Source organism: Amycolatopsis echigonensis, assembly GCF_014174495.1.
GTDB classification, from domain to species: domain Bacteria; phylum Actinomycetota; class Actinomycetes; order Mycobacteriales; family Pseudonocardiaceae; genus Amycolatopsis; species Amycolatopsis echigonensis.
The window spans coordinates 110,847-123,808 of sequence record NZ_JACJHR010000009.1; the positions used below are offsets into that span (position 1 = coordinate 110,847).

The 12,962-nt window shown below is 71.0% G+C and carries 13 protein-coding genes; 10 read left to right on the forward strand and 3 right to left on the reverse strand.

What is annotated here, in order from left to right; translation table 11 throughout:
• The first annotated feature begins 23 nt into the window (after positions 1-23).
• The 5 genes from H5411_RS08955 to lepB all read left to right on the forward strand — a co-directional run bounded on the left by H5411_RS08955 (position 24) and on the right by lepB (position 3,531).
• Positions 24-1,340, forward strand: coding sequence for a cysteine desulfurase (locus H5411_RS08955; protein WP_101438603.1), 1,317 nt, complete (start codon positions 24-26; stop codon positions 1,338-1,340).
• On the forward strand, positions 1,337-1,786 hold the full coding sequence (gene sufU, locus H5411_RS08960) for a Fe-S cluster assembly sulfur transfer protein SufU (protein ID WP_101438604.1): 450 nt from the start codon (positions 1,337-1,339) through the stop codon (positions 1,784-1,786). The genes H5411_RS08955 and sufU overlap by 4 nt, the downstream gene beginning before the upstream one ends.
• A complete protein-coding gene (locus H5411_RS08965) occupies positions 1,783-2,181 on the forward strand; it encodes a metal-sulfur cluster assembly factor (protein WP_037359221.1) in 399 nt (132 codons plus the stop codon). Before sufU ends, H5411_RS08965 begins: the two co-directional genes overlap by 4 nt.
• A gap of 151 nt (positions 2,182-2,332) precedes the next feature.
• A complete protein-coding gene (locus H5411_RS08970; RefSeq protein ID WP_312877968.1) occupies positions 2,333-2,620 on the forward strand; it encodes a hypothetical protein in 288 nt (95 codons plus the stop codon).
• A 29-nt stretch (positions 2,621-2,649) separates the two neighbouring features.
• A complete protein-coding gene (lepB, locus tag H5411_RS08975; RefSeq protein ID WP_101438606.1) occupies positions 2,650-3,531 on the forward strand; it encodes a signal peptidase I in 882 nt (293 codons plus the stop codon).
• A 36-nt stretch (positions 3,532-3,567) separates the two neighbouring features.
• Here the strand turns inward: lepB and H5411_RS08980 are convergent, their stop codons facing one another.
• Positions 3,568-5,499, reverse strand: a complete 1,932-nt coding sequence (locus H5411_RS08980) for an ABC1 kinase family protein (protein ID WP_101441180.1) — start codon at positions 5,497-5,499, stop codon at positions 3,568-3,570.
• Positions 5,500-5,671: 172 nt separating this feature from the next.
• On the opposite strand from H5411_RS08980, the gene H5411_RS08985 reads away from it, so the two are divergent.
• The 4 genes from H5411_RS08985 (at position 5,672) to H5411_RS09000 (ending at position 8,406) form a co-directional block, all read left to right on the forward strand.
• Complete coding sequence (locus H5411_RS08985; RefSeq protein ID WP_183123526.1) at positions 5,672-6,214, forward strand: snapalysin family zinc-dependent metalloprotease; 543 nt, start codon at positions 5,672-5,674, stop codon at positions 6,212-6,214.
• 113 nt (positions 6,215-6,327) lie between these two features.
• Positions 6,328-6,471 carry a hypothetical protein gene (locus tag H5411_RS08990; RefSeq protein WP_158242532.1) on the forward strand — a complete coding sequence of 48 codons (144 nt, stop codon included), beginning with the start codon at positions 6,328-6,330 and terminating at the stop codon, positions 6,469-6,471.
• A gap of 91 nt (positions 6,472-6,562) precedes the next feature.
• Positions 6,563-7,762, forward strand: coding sequence for a sensor histidine kinase (locus H5411_RS08995; RefSeq protein ID WP_101438608.1), 1,200 nt, complete (start codon positions 6,563-6,565; stop codon positions 7,760-7,762).
• Positions 7,759-8,406, forward strand: coding sequence for a response regulator (locus H5411_RS09000; RefSeq protein ID WP_101441181.1), 648 nt, complete (start codon positions 7,759-7,761; stop codon positions 8,404-8,406). The genes H5411_RS08995 and H5411_RS09000 overlap by 4 nt, the downstream gene beginning before the upstream one ends.
• Here H5411_RS09000 and H5411_RS09005 read toward each other — a convergent pair.
• Both H5411_RS09005 and H5411_RS09010 read right to left on the reverse strand, forming a co-directional pair.
• Positions 8,390-10,069: a GGDEF domain-containing protein gene (locus H5411_RS09005; protein ID WP_183123527.1), complete on the reverse strand. Its 1,680-nt coding sequence runs from the start codon at positions 10,067-10,069 to the stop codon at positions 8,390-8,392. The genes H5411_RS09000 and H5411_RS09005 overlap by 17 nt on opposite strands.
• Positions 10,070-10,213: 144 nt before the next feature.
• On the reverse strand, positions 10,214-11,320 hold the full coding sequence (locus tag H5411_RS09010; RefSeq protein ID WP_183123528.1) for a lycopene cyclase family protein: 1,107 nt from the start codon (positions 11,318-11,320) through the stop codon (positions 10,214-10,216).
• 38 nt (positions 11,321-11,358) lie between these two features.
• Between H5411_RS09010 and H5411_RS09015 the strand changes: the two genes are divergently transcribed.
• On the forward strand, positions 11,359-12,921 hold the full coding sequence (locus H5411_RS09015) for a deoxyguanosinetriphosphate triphosphohydrolase family protein (protein ID WP_183123529.1): 1,563 nt from the start codon (positions 11,359-11,361) through the stop codon (positions 12,919-12,921).
• The last annotated feature ends 41 nt before the right edge of the window (positions 12,922-12,962 follow it).

A 12,962-nucleotide genomic window follows, 5' to 3' on the forward strand; every position in this document is an offset into this window, starting at 1 on the left:
ACCGAGAGAGAGGAGTTGGCTCGATGACCACCACGGCTTCGAACAGCCCGACCAACTCTGTTCCCCTTGACGTGGCGGCACTGCGTGCCGACTTCCCGATCCTGACGCGCACCGTGCGCGACGGGAAACCCTTGGTGTACCTGGACTCCGGGGCGACCTCGCAACGGCCGGTGCAGGTGGTCGACGCGGAACGGCGGTACGTGTTCACGTCGAACTCGGCCGTGCACCGCGGCGCGCACCAGCTGTCCGAAGAGGCCACCGACGCCTACGAATCCGCGCGTGCCAAGACCGCGGAATTCGTCGGCGCGGACCCGGAGGAGCTGGTGTTCACCAAGAACGCCACCGAGGGCATCAACCTCGTGGCGTACGCGATGAGCAACGCCGCGACGGCCGGACCCGAGGCGGAGCGGTTCCGGATCGGCGAGGGCGACGAAATCGTCATCACCGAGATGGAGCACCACGCGAACCTGGTGCCGTGGCAGCAGTTGTGCCAGCGCACCGGGGCGACGCTGAAGTGGTTCAAGGTCACCTCCGAGGGCAGGCTCGACCTGTCCGACCTCGACGGGGTGATCACGCCGCGCACGAAGGTGGTCGCGTTCGCGCACCAGTCCAACGTGCTCGGCACCGTCAACCCGGTGGCCAAGCTGGTGGCGAAGGCGAGGGAGGTCGGCGCGCTGACCGTCCTCGACGCCTGCCAGTCGGTGCCGCACTTCCCGGTGGACTTCCACGCGCTCGGCGTCGACTTCGCGGTGTTCTCCGGCCACAAGATGCTGGCCCCGTCCGGGATCGGCGTGCTGTACGGCCGGACCGAACTGCTCGAGGCGATGCCGCCGTTCCTGACCGGCGGCTCGATGATCGAGCTGGTCACGATGGAGCGCACCACGTTCGCCGCGCCGCCGCAGCGGTTCGAGGCCGGGGTGCCGATGACGTCGCAGGCGATCGGCCTCGGCGCGGCGGTGGACTACCTGTCCGCCATCGGGATGGACCGCGTCGCGGCGCACGAGCACGAGCTGGCGGCGGCCGCGATCGCGGGCATCAGCGAGATCCCGGGCGTGCGCATCGTCGGGCCGACCGACCTGAAGGACCGCGGCGCCACCGTCGCGTTCGTGATCGACGGCGTGCACCCGCACGACGCCGGCCAGGTGCTCGACAGCCTCGGCATCGCGGTGCGGGTGGGGCACCACTGCGCGTGGCCGCTGCACCGGGCCTGCTCGGTGCCGGCGACCGTGCGGGCGAGCTTCTACCTGTACAACACCTTGTCCGAAGTGGACGCTCTGGTCGCCGGGATCCGCGAGGCGCAGAAGTTCTTCGGGGTGGCTCAGGACGGGGCTGCGCGATGAATCTCGAGAGCATGTACCAGGAGATCATCCTGGACCACTACAAGAACCCGCACGGGCGCGGCCTGCGCGAACCGTTCGACGCGGAGTCGTTCCAGGTCAACCCGACCTGCGGCGACGAGATCACCTTGCGGGTGAAGGTCAGCGACGGCAAGGTCGAGGACGTGTCGTACGACGGGCAGGGCTGCTCGATCAGCCAGGCGTCCGCGTCGGTGCTCACCGACCTGGTCGTCGGGCACAGCGTCGGCGAGGCGTTCGAGACCATGGACGCCTTCGTGGAGCTGATGCAGGGCAAGGGCAAGGTCGAACCGGACGAGGACGTACTGGAGGACGGCGTCGCGTTCGCCGGCGTCGCGAAGTACCCGGCGCGCGTGAAGTGCGCCCTGCTCGGCTGGATGGCGTTCAAGGACGCGGTGTCCAGCACCACCACAGGAGCTGAGAAGGCATGAGCGAAGAGACGGCTACCGACCCGCGCGAGGGGCGCACCGCCGCGGACCTGCCCGAGCAGGCCGCCGCCGTCCCCGCCGACATCGCCAAGATCGAGGACGTCGAGGAAGCGATGCGCGACGTCGTCGACCCGGAACTCGGCATCAACGTCGTGGACCTCGGCCTGGTCTACGACATCCGGGTGGAACCCGACAACACCGCGACGCTGGACATGACGCTCACGTCGGCGGCCTGCCCGCTCACCGACGTGATCGAGGACCAGACGTCGGCGGCGCTGACGTCCGGCGGCCTGGTGAACGACTTCCGGATCAACTGGGTCTGGATGCCGCCGTGGGGCCCGGAGAAGATCACCGACGACGGCCGCGAGCAGTTGCGGGCGCTCGGTTTCACTGTCTGAGGTTCGGTGCGTGCGAAGGCCGCTTCCGGTTCGCCGGGGGCGGCCTTCGGCGTGTCCGGTACTGGTGCGTCCGGGTGCCCGCGGGCGGAACGCCGAATTCTGTCGGGTTGGGTGCTGTTACTGGCTGATGACCGAACCTGACTCTGGAACCGTGGCCTCTTCCGGGGACAGACCTGGCCGCGGCCTGGCCGTCGCGGCGGTGTCCGTGGCCGCGGTGTGTTTCGCGCTCGGCGTGGCGACCTGGCTGGCCTGGCTGCTCGTGCGGCCGAGGCTGCTCATGGGCGGCGTCTACCCGATCGTGGCCGAGGTGTTCGTCCTGGTGCTCGGCGGACTGGCCTTCGTGGTGGCGCTAGCCGGAACGGTCGCGTTCACCTGGAATCCCGGGTTCGCGACGGGACAGTTCGATGTCCGGCCCGGCCACGCGACCCTGGGCCGGTGATGTCTGTATAACGACCTATACGGCACCGGATGGTTTCGGGTGTCCATTATGGACAGAACGGCACAATCCGCCCGGACGATCCCGGGCCGCGTAACGGATCCGCGGTTCTCGCCGATCCTCGCGAGGTGATCGACGGTTTCCCGGCTCCGCCGCCGGTGTCCCGCGCGCCTCGCCGGTTTTCGGCGGTGCTGGCGCTGTTCGTCGTGGTCGCGCTGGCCGGGGTGGCCGGATGCGGGTACGGGCTGGTGACGGTGTTCAGCTATCGCGGGGTGAAGGTGCCGGTGAACGCGATGGCCCCGGCGGTGCCCGCCCACACGATTGCCGTGCTCGTCAACCGGGACGGGCAGGTCTACCACCGGGGCGACGTAGTGCTGGCACGCATGCCCGCGCAACCGGACGACAAGGCATACGCCCTGATCGGCCGGGTGATCGGCGTGGGCGGCGATGACGTGCGGTGCTGCGACGGTGCCCGGCGGATCGTGGTGAACGGGAAGTCTGTCGACGAATCCTACGCGAGCGGCGACGGCCCCCAGTTCCACGTCCTCGTCCCGCTGGGCACGGTGTTTCTCGCCAGCGATCGACGCGACGTGGGATGGGACTCGCGGCAGGTGGAGGTCCGTTACGGAGGGAACAGCGGCTCGGTGCCGGTGTCCGAGGTGTACGGGGTGGTCGTGGCCACCGGAGCGAACCCGTGGTGGGTGCGCACCCTGCCCCCGACGACGGCGTTCACCGCCGCGGGGCTGCCGGGCGCGCCGGAGGTCGATCAGGGGCCGTTCGTGGGGCGGGTGCTCGTCGGGGCGGGGGCCGGGGCGTTCCTGATCGGATTCCTGGGCGCGGTGGTCACCGGGGTGCGCCGGGGCAGGAAACGCCGCCGGGCGGCCGCCGCGGAGGGGTGGGTTTCCGCCGGGTAGCGGCGGAACCGAGGATCGCTCAGTTTCCTGGGCTGCTCAACGGATTCGCCGGTCTGCCCGTGCCTGCCGTCCGGAGCGGCGGAAGACGACGAAAAGCAGCCGCAGTCCCGCCAGCGCGCTGATCATCAGCAGGTTGTAGCCGAACACGTGGTTCAGCGTCAGCCCGGGCACCAGCTGCGGGCCGCTCGAACTCGCCAGCAGCAGCACGGCCATGAGCCCGGTCGCGATGCCGACCAGGGCCAGCAGCACCTCGTGCACCAGGCCGGTCACCAGGTCGCGGTCCCGTTCGTCGGAGAACAGCCGCAGGTTCACCGACAGCCTGCCTTCCTCCAGCGCAGCGCCGATCCGGTCGACGCGACGCGGCAGGCGGCGCAGCACCGGCAGCAAGGCGGTGAATTCGTCGGTGACGGTGCGACGCAGGGTTTCCGGGCGCAGGCCGATGCGTTCGGCGGCGAAGGCGCGGGATTCGGCGACCAGGTCGAAGTCGGGGGCGAGCGTCGCGAGCGTGCCTTCCATGGTCGCCAGCGCCCGGAACACCGCGGCGATCGGCGGCGGGACGGCCAGGCGGAAGTCGGCGATGACGCGGAACAAGCCGGTGAACAAGTCGAGACCTGGTGTCCGGCCGGGTCCGAAATGCCGGGCCAGCAGGGTGCCGAGGGCGCGTTCCAGACGTTGTTCGTCGAGATCGTCGGGGCGGTGGACGATTTCGAGCAGCCCGTCGCGGACGCCGGCCGGGTCGCCGCGGTCGATGGCGGGCAGCAGCGCTTGCAGCCCGGCGCGCAGGCCGGTGTCGAGACGGCCAACGGAACCGAAGTCGAGCAGTCCCAGGGTGCCGTCTTCGAGCAGCAAAACGTTGCCCGGATGCGGATCCGCGTGGAATACCCCGCCCAGCAGCACCTGATCGAGCAGGCCGCGCAGGAAGGTCCGGGCGAGGTCCTCGCGGGAGTGCACGGAACTTGTCGAGAGCGGCTTGCCCTCCAATCGTCGCATCACCAGAACGCGCTCCGTGGACAGTGCTTTGTGGACAGTCGGCAGCGTGACGCCGGGAACCGGATGCGCGGCAATGGCTTCGATGTTCGCGGCTTCGGTGCGGAAATCGAGTTCGTCCTCAAGGGACTCGGCGAATCCGTCCGCCAGCTCCCGCACGCCGAGCGAACGTGCCCAGCCAGCGCGTTCGTACAGCACGGCGGCGAGGCGGCGGACGATGTCGATGTCCCGGTCCACCTGCTCGCGAATTCCGGGTCGTTGCACCTTCACGACGACCTCGGCGCCGGACCGCAGCCGGGCACCGTAAACCTGCGCGATCGACGCCGCGGCAAGGGGTTCGTCGTCGATGTGCGCGAAGGCGGTGAGGTCGGTTTCCTCGCGCAGCAAAGCGCGCACCTCGTCTTCGGGAGCGGGCGGAACCTGGTCGTGCAGCCGGCTGAGTTCGCGGATGTACACCGGCGGCAGGAGATCCGCGCGCGTCGAGAGCAGCTGGCCGAACTTCACGAATGTCACGCCCGCTTCTTCGAGGGCTAGCCGCAGGGATCGCGCGAGCTTCGCCGAACCGTCGGGATCCGCGGTGCGACGGCCGGTGAGGAACGAGCCGAGGCCGTGCCGGATCGCGATGCGCATGATCCGCGAGTAACGGCGGGTGCGGGCCGCGCGGGACCGCAGTGAGCGCATCCGGGCGAACAAGCCCGGCCCGCCGGACGGAATCGCGAGTTCGGCGACGAAAAGGACCAGCAGGGTCACCGCGAGCGCGCTGCCCGCCAGCGGGATCAGCAGGCCGACCGCGACGCCCGGGGTAGTCAGCACGACCAGCGGGAACGTCCGGACGACAGTGCCCGCGACGAGCCAGCCCGCCAGCGCGGCGCCGAGTGCCCGGACGATTCCGACGCGCACCCCGAGCACTTTGCGCGCCGCGGCGACGAGCGGCCACAGCACAACGACGTAGGCCAGCAGGCCGAGCAGCAGCGTTTGCATGCCGACGAGCACACCAGCGCGGCGGCGCGCGCGGATCCAGCCGCGGCGGGACGGGCCTCCCTCTCGAGGGGGAGCCTCCTACTTTCGGACGTAGTCTCCGGCGGTGGTGAACTTCTAACGTCGTCGAGCGGACAAGGGTTGCTTGCTTTCTCGACGAGCTACGGAGGACACGATGCACGCACGAGGGTTCCGGCGGATCGCCGCACTGGCCATGGCGACCGCCGCGCCGCTCGGCTTCGGCGTGGCGACCGCGCCCGCCGCGTCCGCCGCCGCGACGACCACCGTCTACTACAGCTCGGCCGGCGCGCCGGACTACGTCGCGCAGATCGACCAGGGCGCGGCGAACTGGAACGCCGCGGTCAGCGACGTGCGGCTGGTGAAGGACGAGGGCAAGGCGACGGTCGTGATCCACGAGGTGCACAGCGGGGGGTCGTACACGCAAACCGACGGGCACGGCAAGGGCGACGTCTACCTGGACACGAGCCAGGTCGCCGAGGGCTACGACCCGACCCGCATCGCCGCGCACGAACTCGGCCACAACCTCGGGCTGCCAGACCACTATTCGGGCCCGTGCTCGGAACTGATGTCGGGCCACGGGCCGGGGACGTCGTGCACCAACGCCAAGCCGGATGCGCAGGAGTCGGCGAAGGTGCAGCAGTTGTGGGCCAACGGGTTCCGGACCGAGGGCACCCGGGTGACGACGACTGTCTACTGAGGACCTGGTGAGTGTTTATGCCGGTTAGAACCGGGATCGCCGCTCACGACCGCTATAAGGAGCGAAGCCCTGGGCTTGGCGCTGCTCAAGTCGAATCCGGACACTTCGCCACCGTGTTCGAGCAGGGTGCCGGTCAGCGGTCCGGCATCACGTACGGCGTTGAGCGTGCGCCTCCCGGCCACGTCAACGGCCAACGCCAGAACGGCGAGCCACTCGTGGTCGGCGTTCTGATTTCGCTGTCCGACGAGGTGGTGTAGTAAGCGTCGGCCAGCAGGCCGCCAGAAACTCCGCGGCAGGGTCCCGCTCTGGAGGGAGGCGTTCGCCGGAACCGCCTGTCAGGATTGGCGGGTGCGTTTCTTCCGTCCGCTGGTCAGCGCGGTCACCTATCGCCGGTGGGTGTACTTGATCCTGGGCGCCGCGCTCAGCGTGCCGTACCTGCTGCTCGCCGTGGTCGCGATGCCGTCGCTGATGCCGTTCGCCACGACGGTGGGCTGGGCGAGTCTCGTCGGTTTCGTCGTGATGCTCGTCGTGCTGGCCGCGACCGCGTTCCTTCCCGCGGTGCGGGTGCTGGAAGCCGCGGCGGTGCGGGAATTGCTCGCCCAGCCTGCGCCAGGACGCGGCCGCGTGCGGTGTGCGGCGATGTTCGTGCTGCACGTCGTGGCCGGCATGTTCACCGGGCTCGCGACGCTCGCGCTGCCGGCCGGATTCGGGTTCGCGATCAACGCCGTCTTTACCGGTCGGCTTGTCGACACGCCAGATGCCCACCTGACGGTTCCGCGCGGCTGGGCGTCGGCGTGGCTGCCCGCGGCGTTCGTGGTGGCCTTCGTCGTGCTGATCTACTTCGTGTGGGGCGTCGGCGGATTGCTGCGCCGCGCGGCGGCCCGGTTGCTCGGCTGGTCCGCCGCCGAACGCATCGCGCAGCTCGAACGCCGCACCGACCTGCTCGCCGAACGCACCCGGCTCGCGCGCGAACTCCACGATTCCGTCGGCCACGCGCTGTCAGTGGTCACGCTGCAAGCCGGGGCCGCGCGGCGGACGCTGCACACCGACCCCGGCTTCACCGAGGAAGCGCTCACCGCGATCGAGGAATCGGCTCGCACCGCCCTTGACGATCTTGACCACGTCCTCGGCCTACTTCGCGAAGAAGCACGCGACCGGACGCCGCACGCGGGCCTCGCCAACCTCCCCGCGCTGATCACCGTCACGCAGCAGTCCGGCACGGATTGCCGCCTCGAAGTGGAAGGCGACATCGCGAAGGTGCCCGCAGTGGTGTCGCGCGAGGTGTACCGGATCCTGCAGGAATGCCTCACCAACGCGGTGCGGTACGCGGGCAAGGTGCCGGTGACCATCGCGTTGGCGGTCGCTGACGGGCAGTTGCGGGCCGCAGTCGCGAACCCGCTCGGCTCGGCCCGGCCGTCGCGCGCCCGCGGCGGCCGCGGCCTGCGAGGCATGGCGGAGCGGGCGGAACTGGTGGGTGGCAAGCTGGCCGCGGGGCCGGTGGGCGAAAACTGGGAGGTCGTGGTGACGGTGCCGTGGGGGAACCGGTGAGCGTGCGAGTCCTGCTGGTGGACGACGAACGGCTGATCCGGGCCGGACTGCGCGCGATCGTGGACAGCGAACCGGACCTGACCGTGGTCGGCGAGGCGGCCGACGGCGCGGAGGTGCCGGGTCTCGTCGAGCAGCTGCGCCCGGACGTCGTGCTGATGGACGTGCGGATGCCCGCGGTGGACGGGATCCGCGCGACTGGGCATCTTCTGTCCACTGTGGATAATCCGCCGAAGGTGATCGTGGTGACCACCTTCGAAAACGACGACTACGTGTACGACGCGTTGCTCGCCGGGGCGAGCGGATTCCTGCTGAAACGTGCTCGCCCGGAGGAGATCGTCGCCGGGATCCGCACGGTGCTGGCGGGGGATTCGCTGCTGTTTCCCGCCGCGATCCGGGGCATGGCCGCACGTCGTTCGCGCGCGACTTCGGCGGCGCCGCTGGATTTCCTGACCGAACGGGAACGCGACGTGCTGCGGCTGATGGCGGCCGGACTGTCCAATGGGGAAATCGCCGCGGAGCTGTTTCTGGGGTTGCAGACGGTGAAAACGCACGTCGGGAACGTGCTGTCGAAGCTCGGTGCCCGGGACCGGACGCAGGCGGTGATCCGGGCTTACGAGTCGGGCTTTGTCACGCCGACCGGCTGATGGCGACTTCCCGGCCGATGCCGCGCAGGACTTCGACGCGGTCGCTGCCGGGGCGGCTGAGGACCCAGCTGGATCCGGGGACGGCTTTGGCGCGTTTCTTCAGCGGGGCGAGCAGCCGGGAAGCGTCCCGATAGGACGGAATCGTGCCGCTGCCGCATACGAGCGTCGCCAGCGAGACCGTGACCGGCATGCCTTCGGCGGACCAATGCGTGTCCAGCAAAGCCGCGGCGACCGTGCCGATTTCGTCCACATCGCACACGATCAGGAAATCGTCGCCGCCGACGTGGCTCACGCGCATCCGCGGCAGCCGCCGGGAAAGGTCGGTGAGGGTTTCTCCCAGGGCGCGGATCAGGTCGTCGCCCGCGGCGAACCCGGCGTTGTCGTTGACGGACTTGAACGAGTCGACGTCCAGCCACGCCGCCACGAACTGCTCGCCGCTCGCGATCCGGCGTTCGACGTCGCGCGCCGCCGCCTCGCTGCCCGGCAGCCGGGTGAGCGGGCTGAGCGTGACCGCCTCTTCGACCTTCGCCTCGGCGACCCCGCGCACGACCTCGGTCACCAGCACCACGCCGAGGCAGCGCCCGGCCGAGTCGACCACCACGACGTCGTCGCCGGTGCGGCCCCAGTCGGCGTCGGTGACCAGCTCGAGGAATTCCAGCGCGCTCGCGCCCGCCTCGATCAGGTGCGGTTTGTCCGCGAGCCGCGCGGCGGGCCGCTTCGCGTGCAGGGCGTGCCCGTACGGGCCGGTGATGGTCACGAGGAACCGCGTCCGGTCGACTGACCACTGTGGACGGTTGTCCGCGTCGACGCCGACCACGCCGCTCGGCGCGTCCGCGGCGGCGAGCACCTCGCGGACGTCGTCGCAGGTCGCGTCGACCGGCAAGGTCGTGGCCGGGCGCAGGAAATCGCCGACGCGCGGGGCCTGCGGCGGCGCGGGCGTGCGCCGGTCCTCCGGGAGGACCGCGCCGGAGGCGGGCGCGGACCGGTGCGCGGCGGGCGGCGCGAGCAGGTTGCCCTGCGCGATCCGGACGCCGAGGCTCTGTGCCGCGTCCAGCTGCGAATCGGTCTCGATCCCAGTCGCGACCAGCCGGATGTTCGTACGCGTCGTGTAGTGCAGCAGCGCCTCGACCACCGCGGTCGACGCCGGGTCGCCGGGGAGGCCGCGCAGCACGCTGCGGTCGAGTTTCACCAGGTCCACCGGCGACTGCGCGAGCAGCGCCAGCGGCAGGTCGCCGCGGCCGAGCCCGTCGAGCGCGAGCCGGAAGCCCAGTTCGGTGAGCGCGCGCATGCCGTCGAGCAGACGGCCGGTGGGCAGATGCGTGAACGGCGGGCCGACCTCGAGCACCACGTCGCGGGTGCGCCGTCCGGCCGCGCTGAGCTCGGCGATCAGCTCGTCGAAGGACTCCAGCGGCGACGCGAGCGTGCGCGCGGAGAGGTTGAGGTGCAGCGGGAGCGCGCTGGGGCGCTCGGTCTCCTGGCGCACCGCGGCGGCGGCCAGCCCCAGGTCGACCTCGGCGAGCCGGCCCGCGCGGCGGGCCTCGGCGAGCAGTTCGTGCGCCGTGCCCCGGCCCGGCCGGGCCAGTGCTTCGTACGCGACGACTCCGCCGGTGTGCAAGCTGTACATCGGCTGGAAGGCGAATCGGACCGCACGCAGCGTCGTCACGGACGCGATACTCGCACCGTCGAAGGGACCGCGAAACCGTTGTCAGCTGATGTTCACCGACGCGGCACTTTGCCCCACCGGATCGGAGTAACAGAATGCTTTTCCGTTCCCTCGATCGGGCGCGGGAAAATTCCCGGCACGTACTCAGCCGAGCAGTCTCCGGCGAAGGCCGCCCGGTGCGGAGCGGAACAGGTTTGCCATGGTGGCGGCAGTGCCGGGCAGGTCGGCGCGGCCCGAGGTGAACGCGCGCTGCGCCGGGACGGGGAGGCTGAAGAACAGGTCGAAGAATTGCGCCGACTGGGCGGGTGACATTCCGCACAATGCACGGAGTCCGTGGCGGCGCAAGGCATGCACAGCACGGGCTTCGGGCGGCCACAATGCCTTCCGGGCAGCGCCGGCCGCGGCGGGCGGGCCCGCGTCGAACGCGTCCGCGAGAGCATCCGCGACGCGAGGCGCGAGCTGCAGCGCGGTCGCGAGGCTGTAGCCGGTCGCCGGGTGCACGAGCGCGCCCGCGACCCCGAACGGCACCGCCTGGCCGCGCTTCGGCAGCGGGACGTCGAGCACGATCCGCACCCGTTCGACCCGGCCTGCCGGACGGATTCCCGCCGCGGTGAGCCGCGCGTGCAGCCGCTGGGCGAGCTCGGGCACCGGGAGCCCGGGCTTGCGGGCCAGGGAGGTCTCCTCGACCAGGACGGAGCCGTCGCCGAGGGGCAGCAGGTAGCGGAAGCTGTCCGTGCCGTCGCGCCAGTCCATGAAGACCGCGGTGTCCGCCGGGGCGAGCCGCTCCGCCTGGTCCGCGGGGAGCACGAGCCCGTACGCGGTCTGCTCGGCGCGCGGAGGACGGAGCTTGGGCGCTCCCGACGCGTCGGCGAACACGGCCGCGGCCAGCCGCCGACCGTCGGCGAGCAGGATCGTCGAACCGTGCGGGCCGTGCTCCGCGCCGGTCACCTTGCCCGTGACGACCTGGACCTTCGGTTCGGTGAGCCACTCGCGCAGCCCGGCGTTGTCGAGCACCCGGTACGCCCGGTCGACGCGGTGCTCGCGGGTCCCGAACGCCAGCGTCGCCGCCGGAGCCGCGGCGATCGCTTTGCCCGGCAGCTCAGGCACTTCGTCTGCCCACAGCGCGTAAGTATTCGCCCACTTTCGGTGCGGATCCGGGTCGATCAGGGCAGTTTCCAGCCCCCGCCGGGCGCACGCGGCCGCCAGCGCCCGTCCGGCCGGGCCGCCGCCCGCCACCAGCACGTCGGTCATCCCGCAATCCTGCCGGACGGCCGGATACGGTGGGACGCATGGACGACACCGATCCGAGGGCAGCGCGCCGGGACCCGGAGAACGGAGCCGGCGGGTTCACCGATCTGGCGACCAGCCCGTTCCGCGTCGACCGCGACCGGATCACCGCGTCGCCGTTCTTCGCACGCCTCGGCGGGGTCACCCAGGTGGTCAGCGCCGGCGGCGCCGGGCTGCTGCACAACCGGCTGACGCACAGCCTGAAGGTCGCGCAGGTCGCGCGCGGGATCGCGGAGCGGATCACCGGGTCGAGCGAGTCGGCCGAACTGGCCGCGAAACTCGGCGGCTGCGACCCGGACGCGTGCGAGGCCGCCGCGCTGGCGCACGACCTCGGGCACCCGCCGTTCGGGCACCTCGGCGAGCAGACCCTGGACCGCATCGCCCGGCACCGGTTCGGCCTCGCCGATGGTTTCGAGGGCAACGCCCAGACGTTCCGGATTCTCACCACGACGGACGTGCGCGGCCCGTCCGCGATCGGCCTGGACCTGACGACCGCGGTCCGCGCCGCGGTCCTGAAGTACCCGTGGGCGCGCCTGCACTACCCGCGGCCGCATCCGACCGCGATGCCGCAGCCGCCGCGTGGCGCCGCCGAACCGGACGACGCTCCGGGCACCGGTGCGAGCAAGTTTTCCGCCTATGTCACCGAATTGGACGACTTCGAGCAGGCACGGGCCCCGTTCGCCGGGCGGATCGAGCCGTGGCAGCAAACGGTCGAAGCGTCCGTGATGGACACTGCCGACGACATCGCGTACGCGATCCACGATCTGCAGGACTTCCACCGCATCGGCGTCCTGCAACACGCTCCCGTCGCCGCCGAACTGGGGGAGTGGCTGGCGCACGCCGTCGATCTGGCTTCGCTGGACGACGCGCGGCTGAACGCCGAAATCCGCCGGCCAGGCCGTTCCCTGGAACGGATGCGTCGCCGGATGCACCTGAAGGACAGCTGGATCGTGGACGACGACGCCTTCGCCGCGGCGGTCGCCCGGGTCCAGCGCGAACTGGTCGACGGCCTGCTCGCGGACGGCTTCGACGGCTCGACCGAAGCCGAACAGGCGACGGCCGCGTTCTCGTCGAACTGGATGGTGCGGCTGGTGGACGGGGTTTTCGTCCTGTCGTCGCCCCCGACCCGGTCCGGGCACGTCTCGCTGCGGCCCGCGCAGTGGCACGAGGTGCAGGTCCTGAAGTTCGTGCACCGGCGGTTCGTGTTGCTGCGCCCCGATCTCGCCCTGCACCAGCGCGGCCAGGCCAGCCTGGTGACGACGCTGGTCGACGCGCTGGACGCCTGGCTCCTGGACCGCGACGAGGCGTCCCGGTTGCCGCGCCGGCTGCACGACCTGATGGAACTGGCGCACGGCGAGTATTCGGCCCTCGCCCGGACCGCGCCGGAGCTGCTGGTGGGCGCGACGGGCGAGCGGGTCGAGGGCGCGGACGCGGTGCGCGGGCTGGCCCGGGGGCGGGCCGTCGTGGACTTCGTGGCTTCGCTGACGGACAAGCAGGCGGTGACGCTGCTGGAAGCGTTGTCCGGCCGGTCGAGCCAGCCTTGGTCGGATTCCTTTGTGCTGTAAATAAGTTGCGCCCTCGGGCGTCCAATCAGCACCGTAGGCAG

What these genes read in the sequence shown, in the direction of transcription:
- H5411_RS08955 (WP_101438603.1), top strand. Translation starts at nt 24, where the DNA reads ATGACCACCACGGCTTCGAACAGCCCGACCAACTCTGTTCCCCTTGAC.
- sufU (WP_101438604.1), top strand. Translation starts at nt 1,337, where the DNA reads ATGAATCTCGAGAGCATGTACCAGGAGATCATCCTGGACCACTACAAG.
- H5411_RS08965 (WP_037359221.1), top strand. Translation starts at nt 1,783, where the DNA reads ATGAGCGAAGAGACGGCTACCGACCCGCGCGAGGGGCGCACCGCCGCG.
- lepB (WP_101438606.1), top strand. Translation starts at nt 2,650, where the DNA reads ATGGTTTCGGGTGTCCATTATGGACAGAACGGCACAATCCGCCCGGAC.
- H5411_RS08980 (WP_101441180.1), bottom strand. Translation starts at nt 5,499, where the DNA reads ATGCAAACGCTGCTGCTCGGCCTGCTGGCCTACGTCGTTGTGCTGTGG.
- H5411_RS08985 (WP_183123526.1), top strand. Translation starts at nt 5,672, where the DNA reads ATGCACGCACGAGGGTTCCGGCGGATCGCCGCACTGGCCATGGCGACC.
- H5411_RS09010 (WP_183123528.1), bottom strand. Translation starts at nt 11,320, where the DNA reads ATGACCGACGTGCTGGTGGCGGGCGGCGGCCCGGCCGGACGGGCGCTG.
- H5411_RS09015 (WP_183123529.1), top strand. Translation starts at nt 11,359, where the DNA reads ATGGACGACACCGATCCGAGGGCAGCGCGCCGGGACCCGGAGAACGGA.